This window comes from Streptomyces sp. NPDC092952 (genome assembly GCF_044754785.1).
Lineage (GTDB): Bacteria > Actinomycetota > Actinomycetes > Streptomycetales > Streptomycetaceae > Streptomyces.
The window spans coordinates 176,624-192,933 of sequence record NZ_JBIVPT010000012.1 but is presented as its reverse complement, the minus strand read 5'-3'; the positions used below and the strand labels follow the sequence as shown (position 1 = coordinate 192,933).

Genomic DNA, 16,310 nt, shown 5'->3' with positions numbered 1-16,310 from the left:
CTTGCTGTTCGACCTGTCGCTGGACCGGCTGCGCGACTACCGGCCCGAGCCGGAGGAACCGGCCGACTTCGACGCGTTCTGGGAGAAGACCCTCGCCGAGACGGCCCGCCAAGACCTGGACGCCGTGTTCGTCCCCTACGACACCGGGTTCGCGACCCTCGACGTGTTCGACGTGGCGTTCCGGGGCTGGGGCGGGCAGCAGGTGAGGGCGTGGCTGCTGCTGCCGAAGGAACGCTCCGGCCCGCTGCCCGCCGTGGTGCAGTACATCGGCTACAACGGCGGCCGGGGGATCCCGTACTCCTGGCCCGTGTGGAGCTCGCTGGGCTACGCCCATCTGGTGATGGACAACCGGGGGCAGGGCGGTGGCGGCAAGAACACCGCGGACACCCCCGACCTCGCCCCGGACGGGCACGGATCCGCCTCCCCCGGCTTCCTCACCCGGGGCATCGAGGACCCGCACCGCCACTACTACCGGCGGCTGATCACCGACGCGGTGCGGGCGGTGGACGCCGTACGGGCCCACGGGGCGGTGGACGCCGCGCGGGTGGCGGTGCTCGGCGGCAGCCAGGGCGGCGGGCTCGCGCTGGCCGTGGCCGGTCTGCGCGACGACGTCGCGGCCGCCGTCGCCGACGTGCCGTTCCTCTGCCACTACCGGCGCGCCTCGCAGATCACGGACGCCGGGCCGTACGCGGAGATCGCCCGCTGGCTCTCCGGGCACCGTTTCCGGGTCGAGGAGGCCATGACGACCCTGTCCTACTTCGACGGGGTCAACTTCGCGGCGCGGGCAACCGCCCCGGCCTGGTTCTCGGTCGGTCTGATGGACCGGATCTGCCCCTCGTCCACGGTGTTCGCGGCGTACCACCGCTACGCCGGTCCGGCCCGGATCGAGGTGTTCCCGTACAACGGGCACGAGGGCGGCGCGGAGTACGACCTGCCGCGCAAGCTGGCGGCGCTGCGCGGTGTGTTCGGCCGGTAGGGGCGGTACGGGTCACCGGCCCAGCGCCGCCATCGCGGCGTTGTGGCCGGGCACCCCGCTGACCCCGCCGCCGCGCACCGCACCGGCCCCGCAGAGCAGCACGTTGGCGTGCGGCGTCTCCACCCCCCACCGGCCGGTCGGTCCGGTGGCGTACGGGAACGCGAGGTCCCGGTGGAAGATGTGGCCGCCGGGCAGCCGCAGTTCCCGTTCCAGGTCGAGCGGGGTCTTCGCCTCGATGCACGGCTCGCCGTTCGCGTCGCGGGCCAGGCAGTCGGCGACCGGCTCGTCGAGGTGCGCGTCGAGCTCGGCGAGCGTGGCCGCCAGCAGTTCGGTGCGGGTCGCGGCGTTGTCGGCGGCGAAGAGCCGGGCGGGGGTGTGCAGGCCGAACAGGGTGAGGGTCTGGTAGCCGCGGGCCGCCAGGTCGGGGCCGAGGATCGACGGGTCGGTCAGCGAGTGGCAGTAGATCTCGGACGGCGGGGCGGCGGGCAGCCGTCCGGCGGCGGCGTCCCGGTAGGCGTCGGCGAGCTGTCCGTAGCCCTCGGCGATGTGGAACGTTCCGGCGAACGCCTCGCGCGGGTCCACGGAACGGTCCTTCAGCCGGGGCAACCGGGTGAGCAGCATGTTCACCTTCAGCTGGGCGCCCTCGGCGGGAGCGGGCGGCTCCTCGCCCAGGAGCCCGGCGAGCGCCTGCGGCGAGGCGTTGACGAGCACGGTGCGGGCCGCGACGACCTGCTCGCCCCCGGCCGAGCGGACGGTGATCTCGGCCCGCCGCCCGTCGGTCTCGATCCGGACCGCCTCGTGGCGGACCCGGATCTCCGCCCCGGCCTCGCGGGCGGCGCGGGCGAGGGCGTCGGTGAGCGCGCCCATGCCGCCGACGGGGACGTCCCAGTCGCCGGTGGAGCCGCCGATCACGTGGTAGAGGAAGCAGCGGTTCTGGATCAGCGAAGGGTCGTGGGCGTCGGCGAAGGTGCCGATCAGGGCGTCGGTGAGGACGACGCCGCGGACCAGGTCGTCGGTGAAGTTCCGCTCGACCGCGACACCGAGGGGCTCCTCGAAGAGCATCCGCCAGGCCTCCTCGTCGCCGATCCGGTCGCGCAGGGCGGCCCGGTCCGGCAGGGGTTCGGTGAGGGTCGGGAAGACCCGTTCGGCGACCTGCCGCGTCATGCCGTAGAAGCGCTGCCACGCCGTGTACTCCCGGTCGGAGCCGGTGAGAGCGGCGAAGGACTCCCGGGTGCGGCCGGCTCCGACGAGCAGACCGGTGGCCCGGCCGCCGCGCACGGTGGGGGTGTAGGAGGAGACGGTCCGCTTCCGCACCGCGAAGTCCAGCCCGAGATCGCGGACGATCTTCGACGGGAGCAGCGAGACCAGGTACGAGTAGCGCGAGAGCCGGGCGTCCGTACCGGCGAAGGGGCGGGTCGAGACGGCCGCCCCGCCGGTGGTGGCGAGGCGTTCCAGGACCAGGACCGACTGTCCGGCACGGGCGAGGTAGGCGGCGGCGACCAGTCCGTTGTGGCCGCCGCCCACGATCACTGCGTCATAGCTGTCGGGTGCGGGCATGGCCCTTGGTAGCACGGCGCGTTCGCCCTCGGCCAGGGGCGGGGCGGATCATCCGGGGGACAGTTGCCGGTCGCGGCGGGCGGCCGCGACCCGGCGGTACAGCTCGACGGCCTCCGGGCCGCGGCCGAGCTGCTCCAGGCAGTGCGCCTCGTCGTTGCGGGCGGCCAGGGCGTCGGGATGACCCGCCCCCAGGCTGCGTTCGCGGGCCCCGGCGACCGTCCGGTAGGCGGTGAGCGCCTCGGACCAGCGGCCGAGCCAGCCGAGGCCGACGGCGACCTCGCGGTGGCTGACCAGGGTGTCGGCGTGGTCGGCGCCCAGGACGCGTTCGCGGATCGCGCACACCTCCCGCGCTTCGGCGAGCGCCTCCTCCCAGCGGGCCAGCCGGCCGAGGTTGACGCCGACGCCGTGGCGGGCGCGGAGCGTCTCGGGGTCCTCGGGCCCGCCGGCCCTGGTCCGGTCCGCCACCAGGGAGCGGTACAGCTCCAGCGCCTCCTCGCTGCGGCCCAGCCGGCCGAGGCCGATCCCGACCTCGTAGCGGGCGGCGAGGGTGTCGGGGTGGTCGGCGCCGAGCGACCTGGCCCGGGCCCGGGCGACCTCCCGGTACGCCTGGAGCGCCTCGGGCCAGCGTCCCAGCCTGCCCAGGGTGTACGCCACTTCGTAGAGCGTCACCAGCGTGTCGGGGTGGTCGGCGCCGAGCAGCCGGGTACGGGCCGCCACCACCTCCCTGGCCATCCGGTACGAGTCCTCCAGGCGGCCCAGCCGGCCCATGTTGAAGGCGAGGTTGTGGCGGCAGCGCAGGGTGTCGGGGTGGTCGGGGCCCATCGTGCGCTCCCGGGACGCGAGCACCTCCGCGTACACCTGATGGGCCTCGAAGTGCCGGCCGAGGCGGCCCAGCACGTACGCGCTCTCCTGCCGGGCGGCGAGGGTGTCGGGGTGGTCGGGGCCGAGCGCGCGATCGCGGGCCTTGGCCACGCGGTCGAACTCGCGCAGGGCGTCCGCGGCGCGCCCGGTGCGGCTGAGGGAGAAGCCGATCTCGTACCGGCTGGCGAGTGTGTCGGGGTGGTCGGGGCCCAGGGCGTGCTCGCGCTCGGCGGCGACCGCCCGGTGCACCTCGCCCGCCTCCTCCCAGTGGCCGAGGCGGCCCAGGTTGAGCCCCGCGTCGTGCCGGCCGGCGAGGACGGAGAGCAGCTCCGGCGAGGGCGTCGGGCGCCCGGCGCGGACCGGCGGGAGGCCGTCGGCCGGGGTGCGCGGTCCCGCACCGGTGGTCCACTCGCCGGTCAGCCCGGTGAAATGGCCGGTCACGGCTGCGGGGCGGGGTCCGGTCGCCGGGTGCCCGCCGGTCATGGAGCCGGCCCAGCCGGGCAGTTGACGCACGGGAGGCATGACGAGGGCCGGCGGCGCGAGCGGCACCTGACCGGTGGGCGGCAGATACGGCTGCCCACCGGTGCGGCCGACGGCGATCCGGTGACGCAGGTCGCCCGCGTCGACGGGCCGCTCGTCGGGGGTCTTGGCCAGGAGCTCCAGCACCACCCGGTCGAAGAAGCCGGGCAGTTCGGCCCGGTGGGTGCGGAGCGGGCGGGGCTGGGTGTCGCGATGTCCGACCAGGACGGCCCAGGCGTCGTCGAGATCGAACGGCGGTGCGCCGGTGGCGATCTCGTAGAGGACACAGCCCAGTGAGTACAGGTCGCTCCGGTGGTCGACCTGACCGCCGCTGATCTGCTCGGGCGACATGTAGTGCGGGGTGCCCATGGCGATGCCGGTGCCGGTGAGTCGGGAGGTGAAGCCGATGTCGTGGCCGAGCCGGGCGATGCCGAAGTCGCAGATCTTCACCGTGCCGTCGGTCAACCGCATGATGTTGGCGGGTTTGAGGTCGCGGTGGACGATGCCCTGCTGGTGGGTGTAGCCGAGGGCGTCGGCGACCTGCTCGGCGATGTCGACGACGTCGTCGACCGGCAGCGGGCTCTGCTTGTTCTCGTCCAGGAGCTGGCTGAGGTTGCGGCCGTCCAGCAGCTCCATCACCAGATAGAGGACGCCCTCGTGCTCGCCGAAGTCGTGGACGACGGTGACGCCGCGGTGCTGGAGCGAGGCGGCGACCCGGGCCTCGCGGCGGAAGCGCTCGCGCAGGACCCGGGTGAACGCCTGGTCGTGCTGGGGCCCCATCGGCTTGAGGCATTTGACGGCGACATGACGACCCAGCGACTCGTCCTGAGCACGCCACACCTCGCCCATGCCGCCGCGCCCGATCCGTTCGAGCAGCCGGTACCGGCTCTGGATCAGCCTGGTGTCCGCCATCGCCTGCTGTCGCCCCCGTCGCTACGCCCGTGCCCACGCCCTCCCCGGCCCGTCCAGTATGGCGGGGACACCGCACCGCGGCGCAGCGGCGCCATGCACCGGATTCGTGTCGCCCATGTCGGTACCTCCCGCTCGACGCCGTACGTACGCGCAGGATACGTGCGGGCACCGACAATCCCCGCCGCCGAGGCGCGGGGAGTGGCCGCTCCGCCTTTCGTCAGCCTAGAGCCGGGCCGCCGCCGGGGCCGGCCTCGCCCTCGCCCTCGCCCTCGCCCTCGCCCGCGGGCGTTGGTTCACCGCCCGCCCGTTCCCGCGTGGGCGTCGGGATTCGACGCGGCGTCGTCGTAGGCGGCGCGGGCTGCGGTGATGTCGGCCCGGTGGCGTTCCGCCCAGCCGACGAGCCCGGTGAGGGATGCGTGGAGTTCGCGGGCCATGGGCGTGAGGCTGTACTCCACCTTGGGCGGAACGGTGGGGTAGACGGTGCGGATGAGCAGGCCGTCGCGTTCCAGCTTGCGCAGGTTCAGGGTGAGCATGCGTCGGCTGATACCCGTGATGCCGCGTTCCAGCTCGGTGAATCGGACGGGTCCGTGTGCGGCGGCGACGAGGATCCCGATGCTCCACTTGCCCGCGACATGGTCGAGGACCTCGGTGAGCGGGCACGCCTCGTTGTTGACCTGGTCGGACACATCGGTGTGACTGTGTGACATGAAAGTGCCTCCTTCCGCCCCACGGCATGGTTACAGAAGATGACCGCTGTAACAAGTCGTGCACCATGGGAAGGATTTCGCATGCGAAGGACCAACTCATCAGCGCCGCGGTCGCGTTGGTCGGCACTGGTCGTGCTCTGCGCCGGACAGTTGATGGTCATTCTCGACGGGACCGTCGTGAGTGTGGCGCTGCCGTCCATCCAGCACGGCCTCGGGTTCTCCTCCTCCGGCCTGGCCTGGGTGGTCAACGCCTATCTGGTCCCCTTCGGCGGCCTGCTGCTGCTTGCCGGACGGCTCGGCGACCTGGTCGGACGCAAGCGCGTCTTCCTCGCCGGCCTGGGTGTCTTCACCGCGGCCTCGCTGCTGTGCGGGGTGTCCCAGGACCCGGCGACGCTGCTCGCCTCCCGGTTCGTCCAGGGCATCGGGGGCGCGGTGACCTCCGCCGTCACACTCGGCATGGTCGTGACCCTGTTCCCGCAGCCGAGGGAGCGGGCCAAGGCCATCGGCGTCTACAGCTTCGTCCAGTCCGCCGGCGGCTCGCTGGGCCTCCTCGTCGGCGGAGCCCTGACGCAGACCGTCGGCTGGCACTGGATCTTCTTCGTCAATGTCCCGATCGGAGCCGTGGCCGCGCTGGCGGCCTGGCGCGTGCTCGCTCCCGAGCAGGGGGTCGGCCTCGGCAGGGGCACCGACGTCGTGGGCGCGCTCCTGGTCACCTCCGCTCTGATGCTCGGCGTCTACACCATCGTCGGGACCGCCGGCCGCGGCTGGGCGTCCGCGCACACGCTGGGCTGCGGCGCCGTGGCGCTCGCGCTGCTCCTGGCGTTCGTCGTCCGCCAGGCGAAGGCTTCCCATCCGCTGCTGCCGCTGCGTGTGTTCCGCTCACGCGACGTCTCGGGCGCGATGGGTATCCAGGCCCTCATGGTGGCCGGGATGTTCAGCTTCCAGTTCCTGTGCGTCCTCTACCTGCAGAAGGTGCTCCACTTCGACGAGATGCGCACCGGCCTCGGCATCTTCCCGGTCTCGGTCGCGATCGGCGCCCTGTCCCTCGGCCTTTCGCCCCGGCTGATCGCGCGCTTCGGCCCCCGTGCCGTACTCCTTCCGGGACTCGCGCTGATCGCGGCCGGTCTCGCCGCGCTCGGCCGCGTACCGGTGGGCGGGAGCTATGCGGTCGACGTCCTGCCCGCGCTGCCGCCGCTCGGCATAGGCTTCGGCCTCGCGATGCCGGCGCTGGCCACACTCGCGATGTCGGCGGCCACGCCCCAGGACTCGGGGATCGCCTCCGGCATGTTCAACACCATGCAGCAGATCGGCTCCGCCTTCGGCCTCGCCGTCCTCAGCACCCTCGCCAACGCGCGCACGGATGCCCTGCTGGGCAACGGGACAGACCCCGCCCCGGCGCTCACGGACGGCTACCGGCTGGCCTTTCGCATCGGCGCGTGCCTCGTCGCCGTCTCACTCCTCCTCGCCGTCACCCTGCTGCGATCCCCCGTCCCGGCACGACGTCCGAGGACGGCTGAGGAGATCCCGGTGCCCGAGAACGCCGCCCACTGAGCGGGGGGGCGACGCCGCCCGCGGCGATGTCACCGTCGGCGGATCCCGGACGGGGGTGGCGCACCGACGGACTCGCCGAGGCGTCGGGGTACGGGACGGGACGGCCCGTTGCCGGGTGCCCGGGTTCCTCCTAGCATGGCCCGCATGGCCGATTCGAGCGGATTACCTCCTTCGGTGCCTCTGATGGGTGTGGAGGAGGAGTACTTCCTCGTCGACCCCCGCATCCGCGAAGTCGTGCCGTACGCAGCGGACGTGGTGCGCGGGGCCGCCGCCGAGGTGGGCGACCTCGTCACGACGGAGCTGGGCCGGTACCAGGTGGAGGTCAGGACCCCGCCGTACGGTTCGTTCGGGGAACTCCACGCGGAGCTGCGGCGTTTACGGGGCGCCGTCGCGGCCGCCGCCCGGCGGGCGGGGGCGCGGGCCGCCGCGGTCGGCACGGTCCCGCTCGGTGCGCCGGTCCCGATGCCGGTCAGTGACGGGCGGCGCTGCGCCGAGCAGTTGCGGGACTACCGGCGCCTGGTCGAGGAGCATGCCATCTGCGCGACCCATGTGCATGTCGGCGTCCCGGACCAGGAGCGGGCCGTGCTCGTGAGCAACCATCTGCGCCCCTGGCTCCCGCATCTGATCGCGCTGTCGGCCAACTCCCCCTTCTTCTGCGGCCGGGACACGGGGTACGCGAGCTGGCGCCGCATGGTGTGGCAGCGCTGGCCGGTCTCCGGGCCGCCGCCGTTCTTCGCCTCCCTCGACGCGTACGAGGCGCTGGTCGCGGCGCTCTCCGAGAGCGGGACCCTGCCGGACCGCCGCACGGTCTTCTGGGACGTCCGGCCGTCGTCCCGGTATCCGACGATCGAGGTGCGGGCGGCCGACGTTCCCGTGACGGCCGAGGAGAGCGCCCTGCTGGCCCTGCTGGTACGGGCGTTGACGGTGACCGCGCTGTGGGCCGTCGAGCGGGGCGACCCCGGTCCCGAGGTCTCCGCCGAGCTGCTGCGGGCGGCGTGCTGGCGGGCGGCCCGGGACGGGCTGCGCGGTGCGGCGATGGACCCGCACACCGGCCTGCTGTCCCCGGCCGGTGATCTGGTGCCCTCGCTGCTGGGCCGTCTCGGCCCCGCGCTGGAGGAGACCGGCGACCGGGAGACCGTCGTCGCACTGCTCCGGCGGCTGCTGGTGGCCGGGACGGGCGCCGACCGCCAGCGCGCCGTGCACGCGCGCCGGGGGTCGCTCACCGATGTGGTGGACGCGCTGGTGGCGCAGGAGCCGGTGGCCGGGCCGGGCTGACACCGGCCGGGAAAACCGTTCGCCGTACCGGGTCGCCCGGCCGACACGGGAGGGCTGGATTCCTCGGCCCGGGAGCGACCCGGGCCCTGCCCGGACCGTGGTCGAATCCGTCGGCGAGGACCTCGCGGCCGGCGTCACCGGCCGGGCGCCCTACCGCGGCCACCCCGAACGTGAAGCCCTGGAGGAGCTCCATGACCGCCGCTGGCAGCATCGCGGTCTGGCTACGGGTGCGCCGCGAGGCCGAGCTGGCGGGGCGCGCCGGTCCTGCGGCCGGTTCCCGGGGTGCGCGACGGGTTCGAGGCCTGGTGCGAGGGGCCGGTGCGCAGCCGTGATCCCGGGCGCGCCACCCGGCTGCTCGCCGCCCACGCCCTGGCCCGTGCCGATGCCGCCCGCCGTGCCCCGCTCGGCTTCGCCCGGCCGGCCGTCCGGCAGCGCGAGGTCCTGGGCACGGCGCGGGCGCCGTTCCGTACGGGCGACGCGTACGCGAAGGGCGGCCGTGAGCGCTACGGGCTGACCCCGCGCACCCGGGCCGATTTCGCCGCCTGCCTGGGCGAGGCGGCCGAACCGGGGCTCGCGCTCGCGGCCCGTGCCGCCCGCGCCTGCCTCGACGTGGCGTTCTTCCACCCCTTCCACGACGGCGACGCCCGCGCCGCCCCGCTGGTCCTGGTGCACGTACCGGCCCGCGAAGGTGTCGTCCTCCCGGAGGTCGGGCCGCCGACGACCGCCCGCTACGCCGACGACCCGGCCGGGGCCGCCGATCCGGCCGCCCTCGTCGGCGTGCTCAACCGTCCTCGGCCGCCGTCGCGGGCCTGAGCGCCGCCACGGCGTCGAGCATCAGCTCCAGGGCGAAGGGGTAGCCGCTGACCCGCATGTCGGCGGCGAGCAGCGGGAAGGTCGCGGCGATGTGCGGGTGGGTGTCGGCGGGCAGTCTCCCGTACGCCTCCTGCCAGACCTCGGCGTCGGCCGCCCGGGCGGCGGGCGGCAGGGCGAGGGCCGCGGCGTCCTGAGCCGCGAAGGCCAGGGCCTGGTCGACGAAGGCGTGGTAGATCCGGACCGCGAGCCCGTCCGGGAAGCCCGCCTCCCGCAGGACGCCCAGGATCGTCTCGACCGCGCGCATCTCGTGCGGACGGCCGGTCGTGCGGTGTGCCGCGAGGACCGCGGCCTGGGGGTTGGCCCGGTACGACTCGTGGACGCGCAGACCGATGGCGCGCAGGTCGGTCCGCCAGCGGCCGGTCAGGGTCCAGCCCTGCTGGGCGCGGCCGATCAGCTCGTCGGCGACGGCGAGCAGAAGGTCGTCGGTGTTGCGGAAGTAGCGGTACAGGGCACTGGGGTCGGCACCGAGGGCGGCGCCCAGCCTGCGTACGGAGAGCGCCTCGGCACCGCGCTGCCCGATCAGGTGAAGCGCGGTCCGGACGATCAGCTCCTCGGAGAGCAGCGCCCCCTGCTTGGTGGGCCTGCGGCGCTGCCGCCGGCCTTCGGGAACCACCCGGTCTGCCATGGGCAGACCCTACGTCAACACCATTGACGTGTGAACCGTCCCTCCTATTCGATGGCGCCGACCGCTTTCCCCGACGCGTGCCGCCGTGTGCCGAGCGCCGTCCCGTCCGTTCTGGAGCAGCCCATGACCGCAGCCGACCTGGTCTTCACCCGCGGCCCCGTCTTCACCGCGGACCCGGCCCGCAGCCGGGCCTCCTCGCTCGCCGTCACCGGCGACCGGATCACCGCCGTCGGCCACGACGAGGTGCGCGATCTCATCGGTCCCGGCACCGAGGTCGTGGACCTGACCGGCAGGCTTCTGCTCCCTGGGTTCCAGGACGCCCACGTCCACGCCGTGAGCGGCGGCGTGGAGATGGCCGAGTGCGATCTGACCGGGACGGTCGGGGCGGCCGAGTACCTGGAGCTGGTCGCGGCGTACGCGGAGGCGCACCCCGGACGCGAGTGGATCACCGGCGGCGGCTGGTCCCTGGAGAGCTTCGAGGGCGGGATGCCCACCCGGCAGCTGCTGGACGGGGTCGTCCCGGACCGCCCGGTGCTGCTGTCCAACCGGGACCACCACGGCGCCTGGGCCAACAGCCGTGCGCTCGAACTGGCCGGGATCACCGCGGACACCCCCGATCCGGCGGACGGGCGGATCGAGCGGGAGCCGGACGGCACGCCGAACGGGATGCTCCAGGAGGGCGCGGTCGCCCTGGTGGCCCGGCTGGTGCCGCCGGGCACCGCGCAGGAGCGGCTGGAGGGGCTGCTGCGCGCACAGCGGCTGCTGCACTCCCTCGGCATCACGGGCTGGCAGGACGCGCTGCTCGGCGTGCTCGGCGACAAGCCCGACCCCTCGGACACGTATCTGACGGCGGCCCGCGAGGGTTCGCTCACCGCCCGGGTGAACGGTGCGCTGTGGTGGGACCGGGAGCGGGGCGCGGAGCAGATCGAGGAGCTGGTCGCCCGGCGCGAACGGCTGCGCCACGGGCGGTTCCGGGCGGGCTCGGTGAAGATCATGCAGGACGGGATCGCGGAGAACTTCACCGCCGCGATGACCGCCCCGTACCTCGACGCCTGCGGCTGCGCGACCGCCAACAGCGGCCTCAGCTTCGTCGAGCCCGGCGCGCTGCGGGGGTACGTCACGGAGCTGGACGCGCTCGACTTCCAGGTGCACTTCCACGCGCTGGGCGACCGCGCGGTCCGGGAGGCGCTCGACGCCGTGGAGGCGGCGCTCGCCGCCAACGGCCGGCGTGGCAACCGCCACCACCTGGCCCATCTCCAGGTGGTCCACCCCGAGGACCTGCCCCGGTTCGCCCGGCTCGGCGCGATCGCCAACATCCAGCCGCTGTGGGCCGCCCACGAGGCGCAGATGGACGAGCTGACCATCCCGTTCCTCGGGCCCGAACGCGCCGCCTGGCAGTACCCGTTCGGTGATCTGGTGCGGGCCGGGGCGACCCTGGCCGCGGGCAGCGACTGGCCGGTGAGCAGCCCGTCCCCGCTCGAAGGCATCCATGTGGCGGTGAACCGCAAGGAGCCCGGGACCGCCGACGAGCGGGTCTTCCTGCCCGAGCAGCGGCTCGACCTCCAGACCGCGGTCGCCGCCTACACCGCGGGCAGCGCCCATGTGAACGGCCTGGACGACGCGGGCAGCCTGCGCGCCGGGCACCTCGCCGATCTGGTGGTCCTCGACCGGGACATCTTCACCGGGCCCGCCGAGGAGATCGGGCAGGCGCGGGTGGAGCGCACGTACGTGGGCGGCAGGCTCGTCCACGCGGTGTGAGCCGGCCGCCCGCGCACCCGTTCAGCCGGGCAGCGGCCGCCGCGAGGACTCCCGTACTTCCAGCCGGGTCGGCACCAGCCGTCCGGCGGGCGCCGACTCACCGAACTCCAGTACCGACATGAGGAGTTCGGTACCGGCCCGGGCGACGTCCTGGGGCCGCAGGCTGAGTGTGGTCACCGCGGGCCTGGTGTGCTCCGCGGTGGAGTCCTCGCTCACGCAGACCAGGAGGAGGTCGTCGGGGACCCGGCGGCCGCGGCGGCGGGCCGCCTCCAGGACGAGGGGCGGGCTCGCCTCGGCCACCACGAACAGGGCGTCGGGGCCCCCGTCCGTCGCCCCGGTGCCGCCGAGGGCCGCTTCGACGGCCGCGACGACGGGCCCGTTGCCGGGCTCCGCGGCCAGGGTGATCCGTTCGGGCAGCCCGTGCGCGGCGCACCAGTCCCGGTATCCGGCGAGCACCCCGGCGTGGAAGACGGTGGTGCTGTCGGGCAGCACCATCGCGGGCCGCCGGGCCCCCTCCCGCCAGAGGTGGTCCAGCGACTCACGGGCCGCCGCCCGGGGGTCGACGTCCACCCAGTGGGCGCCGGGGCGCCCCTCGACGGAGCGGTCGCTGAACACCGGGATGCGGGCGGCGAGCAGTTCGTCGACGATCCGGTCACCGGCGACGGGGTCGGCGACGACCACCGCGTCGAGCGGCAGCTCGGCCCATTCGTCCTGCAGCGATCCGGCGGGCAGCAGCACCACCGCGTAGCCGCGTTCGAGCGCGGTCGCGGCGGTGGCGCCGGTGAGCCTGGCGAAGTACGGGGACTCCAGGAACGTCCAGGGGGCGTGGGCCAGTTCGCCGACCACGTAACCGATCAGCCGGGCCCGTCCCGCGCGCAGCTGGCGTGCGGTCGCGTTGGGCCGGTAGCCCATGGCGCGGGCGGTCTCGCGTGCTTTCTGCCGGACGGCCGGGGAGAGGCGTCCGGTGCCGTTGAGCGCCGCCGAGACGGTGGTCTTGGAAAGGCCCGCCTCTCGGGCGACGTCGACGAGCCGGACCCTCGGTCCGGCCTCGGGCGGTTGTCCCGCCCGGCGTGGGGCTTCGGTCATGCCGTCGATGGTGCCACCGCCCTGACCTCTGCAAAACCGTTCCCGCGAAGTCTTGTGCGGGAACGTTCCCGCATTAATACTCACTCCCACTCCCAGCGCCCGTCACAGCACCCGTAAAGGGGTTGGTCCGCATGCGCATGCGCAGAACCGCCGCCTTGGTCACCTGTACCGCCGCCCTCGCGGCCGTCGCCACCGCCTGCTCCGGGGCCACCACCCCCCGGCAGACCGGTGGAGCGGCCGACTACCGGGTCACCCCGACCTCGCCCGCCGCGAAGCGCGGGCTCGACTCCGTCACCTGGTCCCTGTACGCGGAGCCGTACACCCTGGACTACGCGCTCGCCTACGACTACCCGCCCAACACCGTCCTCGCCAATGTCTGCGAGCAGTTGATGCGGGTCACCCCCGACAACCGGATCGAGCCGGGGCTCGCGCTCCGCTTCGAGCGCCCCGATCCGCGCACCCTGGTCTACACCCTGCGTCCCGGGGTCAGGTTCCACGACGGCACGACGATGACCGCCGACGACGTGGTCGCCTCCCTGAAGCGCCATCTGGACCCGGCCGTCGGATCGCCCTGGGCCTCGACGTTCAAGAACGTCAAGGCCGTCGAGAAGACCGGACCGCTGGAGGTGACACTGCGTCTGTCCAAGCCCGACGTCCTGCTGCACGAGATGATGGCCGTGTCGCCCGGCACCGTCGAGAGCGCCGCGTACCTGAAGAAGGCCGGCAAGGACTACGGCACCGCGAAGGGCGGGGTCAACTGCACCGGCCCGTACGCTCTCGACACGTGGTCCCGGGGCGACAGCGTGACGCTGAAGGCGTTCCCCGGCTACTGGGACCGGGCGCTCGCCCCGAAGACGAAGTCCGTGAAGTTCACCTTCATCGAGGACCCGGCGGCGCGCTCCAACGCCTTCCTCTCCGGCACCGCCGACGGCGGCTACCTGGTGCCGTCGTCGGCCCTGGACCAACTGCGCGGCAGCGGCAAGGGGAAGGTCCTGTTCGGCCCCAACACCGCGGCCGCCGACCTCTCCGTGCTCGACCTCAAGGGCACGCTCGGCGACGTCCGGGTCCGCCGGGCCCTGTCGATGGCGCTCGACCGCAAGGCGATCATCAAAGCAGCGGCCGGCGGGGTGGGCGTCCCCGCCAAGGCCCCGGCGGCGCGCGGCGCCTGGGCCCTGGTCCCCGGGAGCGCCGCCACGTACTACGACCCGCTCCCCGAGCCGAAGTACGACATCGCCGCGGCCAAGAAGCTGGTGCGGGAGGCCGGCGCGGAGGGCAAGCGGGTCACGCTGGTGACCAGCACGCTCGCCCCCGAGGTCAGCATCGTCGCCAACGCCGTGCAGGGGGCCGGCCGGCAGATCGGCCTCGACGTGCGGCTCAAGTCCGTCTCCCCGGACGCGTACAGCAGCATCTTCGTCGACCCGTCGGCCCGCGCCGGTCTCGACCTGGTGATCACCAACGGCTACGACAACACCCCGGACCCGGTCGAGTTCTACCAGTACCTGCGCACCGGCGACTTCGGGAACTACGGGAACTACTCGAACCCCGGGTTCGACGCCGCCTTCGACCGCGCGAACGCCGAACCCGATCCTGACAAGCGTGCCGGACTCACCGCCGAACTCCAGCGGATCGCCCTGCGCGACCTCCCGGTCATCCCGGTGTACGAGGCCCCGTACACCGTCTTCCTCTCCCACCGCGTCACCGGTGCGCCGACCGGCATCGCCCAGCTCTACTACCCGTGGGCGGCGAGCATCGGGGCGGCGAAGTAATGGTCCGCTTCCTCACCGGCCGGCTGCTCGGCACGGTGGCCGTGCTCCTGGTGACCTCGCTCGTGGTCTTCGGCTCGGTCCATCTCGCCCCCGGCGACCCGGTCTCCTTCCTGTTGCACGGCCGGCCCGCCACCCCGGAGGCCGTGGAGTCGCTGCGCGCCCAGTACCACCTGGACGAGCCGCTGCCGACGCAGTACGCGAAGTGGCTCGGCGGGGTGCTCCACGGCGACTTCGGCCGCTCCGCCCAGTACCACCAGGACGTCTCGTCCCTCCTCGGCTCCCGGATGAGCGGCACGCTGCTGCTCATCGGCTACGCCGCGCTGCTCGTGGCGCTGATCGGGGTGGCCGCGGGGATCGGCGCCGCGCTGCGCCCGGGGCTGTTCGACCGCTCGGTGCTCATCGGCACCGGGGTGGCCACCGCCACGCCCGCGTTCGTCACCGCCATCGTGCTGGTGTCGGTCTTCTCCGTACGGCTGGACTGGTTCCCCGGCCCCGGCGGCACCCCCTCCGGTCCCACCGAGCGGCTGTACCACCTGACGCTGCCGGCCTTCGCGCTGGCGCTCTCCTTCGCGGGGCTGCTCGCCCGGGTGACCCGCTCGGCGATGCTCGACGAACTGGGGCGCGAGCACGTGGAGGTGGCGCGCGCCCGGGGGGTCGCGGGGCGGGCCGTGGTCCGCAGGCACGTGCTGCGCAACGCGCTCGGCCCGGTCGTCACCGTCGGCGGCACGATGCTCGCCGGGCTGCTCGTCAGCACGTCGATCGTCGAGACCGCCTTCGACGTCCCGGGCCTCGGCTCCCTGCTGGTGCAGGCGGTGACGGCCAAGGACTTCGCCGTCGTCCAGGCCATCACCCTGCTCAGCGTGGCGGCCTTCGCCGTGGTGAACCTCGTCGTCGACCTGCTCGTACCGCTCATCGACCCCCGTCTGACCCTCCGGGGGGAAGGCTCCTCATGACCTCACCAGCAACCACCGCCGAGGAGGCGCGGACCCCCCTCGGGCCGTCCCGGCGGCCGGGCCTCGGCCGCCTGCGCCTGCTCGGCCAGGGCCCCGCGTTCACCGTCTCCGTCGCGGTGCTCGCCGTCCTCGTCCTGGTCGCCGTCCTCGCACCGGTCGTCGCACCGTACGACCCCGAGGCGCTCGACCTCTCGTCCAGCCTGGTCGGCACCACCGGCGACCATCTGCTCGGCACCGACCAGTCCGGGCGGGACATCCTCTCCCGGCTGATCCACGGCGCGCGCACCGGCCTGCTGGGCCCGCTGCTGATCGTCGTCGTCTCCACCGTCCTCGGGACGGTGCTCGGCACGGTCGCGGCGTGGCGGGGCGGCTGGGCGGACACCGTCCTGTCCCGGTCGATGGACCTGGTGTTCGCGATCCCCGGGCTGCTCCTGGCGATCCTGCTCGTCGCCATGATGGGGTCCGGCATGACGGCTCCGGTGCTCGCCATGGCCGTCGCGTACACGCCGTACGTGGGGCGGCTGGTGCGCGGGATCGCCCGGCAGGAGAAGGCCCGCCCCTACATCGAGTCCTACCGGGTGCAGGGCTGGTCGGGCTGGACGATCTGCCTGCGCCATCTGCTCCCCAACATCACGCCGACGGTGTTCGCCCAGTCCGCGATGAACTTCGGGTACGCGCTGATGGACCTGGCGGCGCTGTCCTACCTCGGCTTCGGGGTCCAGCCGCCGGCCGCCGACTGGGGCGCCATGATCAACGACGGCCAGTCGGCCGTTCTCCAGGGAGCGATGTTGCCCGCTCTCGCGCCCTCGGCCTGCATCGTGCTCGCCGTGGTGGCGTTCAGCATCGTCGGCGAGGGCATCGCCGACCGGATCGCACGGCGGGAACGGTGAA

13 protein-coding genes are annotated in these 16,310 nt (G+C 73.8%); 8 read left to right on the top strand and 5 right to left on the bottom strand.

Annotated features, from left to right (window positions below):
* The first annotated feature begins 1 nt into the window (after position 1).
* Complete coding sequence (locus ACIQGQ_RS26265) at positions 2–976, top strand: acetylxylan esterase (protein ID WP_402399648.1); 975 nt, start codon at positions 2–4, stop codon at positions 974–976.
* Positions 977–988: 12 nt separating this feature from the next.
* Here the strand turns inward: ACIQGQ_RS26265 and ACIQGQ_RS26260 are convergent, their stop codons facing one another.
* From ACIQGQ_RS26260 to ACIQGQ_RS26250, 3 genes are all read right to left on the bottom strand, one after another.
* Complete coding sequence (locus ACIQGQ_RS26260) at positions 989–2,533, bottom strand: phytoene desaturase family protein (protein ID WP_402399645.1); 1,545 nt, start codon at positions 2,531–2,533, stop codon at positions 989–991.
* Positions 2,534–2,581: 48 nt separating this feature from the next.
* Positions 2,582–4,825, bottom strand: coding sequence for a tetratricopeptide repeat protein (locus ACIQGQ_RS26255; protein ID WP_402399643.1), 2,244 nt, complete (start codon positions 4,823–4,825; stop codon positions 2,582–2,584).
* 293 nt (positions 4,826–5,118) lie between these two features.
* On the bottom strand, positions 5,119–5,532 hold the full coding sequence (locus ACIQGQ_RS26250) for a winged helix-turn-helix transcriptional regulator (protein WP_402399640.1): 414 nt from the start codon (positions 5,530–5,532) through the stop codon (positions 5,119–5,121).
* A gap of 81 nt (positions 5,533–5,613) precedes the next feature.
* Here ACIQGQ_RS26250 and ACIQGQ_RS26245 point away from each other — a divergent pair, with 81 nt between their 5' ends.
* From ACIQGQ_RS26245 to ACIQGQ_RS26235, 3 genes are all read left to right on the top strand, one after another.
* Positions 5,614–7,083 (top strand): MFS transporter, encoded by a 1,470-nt coding sequence (locus ACIQGQ_RS26245; protein ID WP_402399638.1) that lies wholly within the window; start codon positions 5,614–5,616, stop codon positions 7,081–7,083.
* 144 nt (positions 7,084–7,227) lie between these two features.
* Entirely contained in the window at positions 7,228–8,358 is a 1,131-nt protein-coding gene (locus ACIQGQ_RS26240; RefSeq protein WP_402399635.1) for a glutamate--cysteine ligase, read from the top strand.
* Between the two features lie 282 nt (positions 8,359–8,640).
* A complete protein-coding gene (locus tag ACIQGQ_RS26235; protein ID WP_402399632.1) occupies positions 8,641–9,171 on the top strand; it encodes a hypothetical protein in 531 nt (176 codons plus the stop codon).
* On the opposite strand, the gene ACIQGQ_RS26230 is transcribed toward ACIQGQ_RS26235, so the two are convergent.
* Positions 9,140–9,856, bottom strand: coding sequence for a TetR/AcrR family transcriptional regulator (locus tag ACIQGQ_RS26230; RefSeq protein WP_402399630.1), 717 nt, complete (start codon positions 9,854–9,856; stop codon positions 9,140–9,142). The genes ACIQGQ_RS26235 and ACIQGQ_RS26230 overlap by 32 nt on opposite strands.
* 123 nt (positions 9,857–9,979) lie before the next feature.
* Between ACIQGQ_RS26230 and ACIQGQ_RS26225 the strand changes: the two genes are divergently transcribed.
* Positions 9,980–11,614, top strand: coding sequence for an amidohydrolase (locus tag ACIQGQ_RS26225; protein WP_402399627.1), 1,635 nt, complete (start codon positions 9,980–9,982; stop codon positions 11,612–11,614).
* A gap of 21 nt (positions 11,615–11,635) precedes the next feature.
* On the opposite strand, the gene ACIQGQ_RS26220 is transcribed toward ACIQGQ_RS26225, so the two are convergent.
* Positions 11,636–12,700 carry a LacI family DNA-binding transcriptional regulator gene (locus ACIQGQ_RS26220; RefSeq protein WP_402399624.1) on the bottom strand — a complete coding sequence of 355 codons (1,065 nt, stop codon included), beginning with the start codon at positions 12,698–12,700 and terminating at the stop codon, positions 11,636–11,638.
* Between the two features lie 131 nt (positions 12,701–12,831).
* Here ACIQGQ_RS26220 and ACIQGQ_RS26215 point away from each other — a divergent pair, with 131 nt between their 5' ends.
* The 3 genes from ACIQGQ_RS26215 to ACIQGQ_RS26205 are packed head-to-tail and all read left to right on the top strand — an operon-like array spanning position 12,832 to position 16,309.
* Positions 12,832–14,466 (top strand): ABC transporter substrate-binding protein, encoded by a 1,635-nt coding sequence (locus ACIQGQ_RS26215; protein WP_402399621.1) that lies wholly within the window; start codon positions 12,832–12,834, stop codon positions 14,464–14,466.
* Positions 14,466–15,419, top strand: coding sequence for an ABC transporter permease (locus ACIQGQ_RS26210; protein ID WP_402399711.1), 954 nt, complete (start codon positions 14,466–14,468; stop codon positions 15,417–15,419). The genes ACIQGQ_RS26215 and ACIQGQ_RS26210 overlap by 1 nt, the downstream gene beginning before the upstream one ends.
* Positions 15,416–16,309, top strand: coding sequence for an ABC transporter permease (locus ACIQGQ_RS26205; protein WP_402399619.1), 894 nt, complete (start codon positions 15,416–15,418; stop codon positions 16,307–16,309). Before ACIQGQ_RS26210 ends, ACIQGQ_RS26205 begins: the two co-directional genes overlap by 4 nt.
* Position 16,310 lies beyond the last annotated feature (1 nt).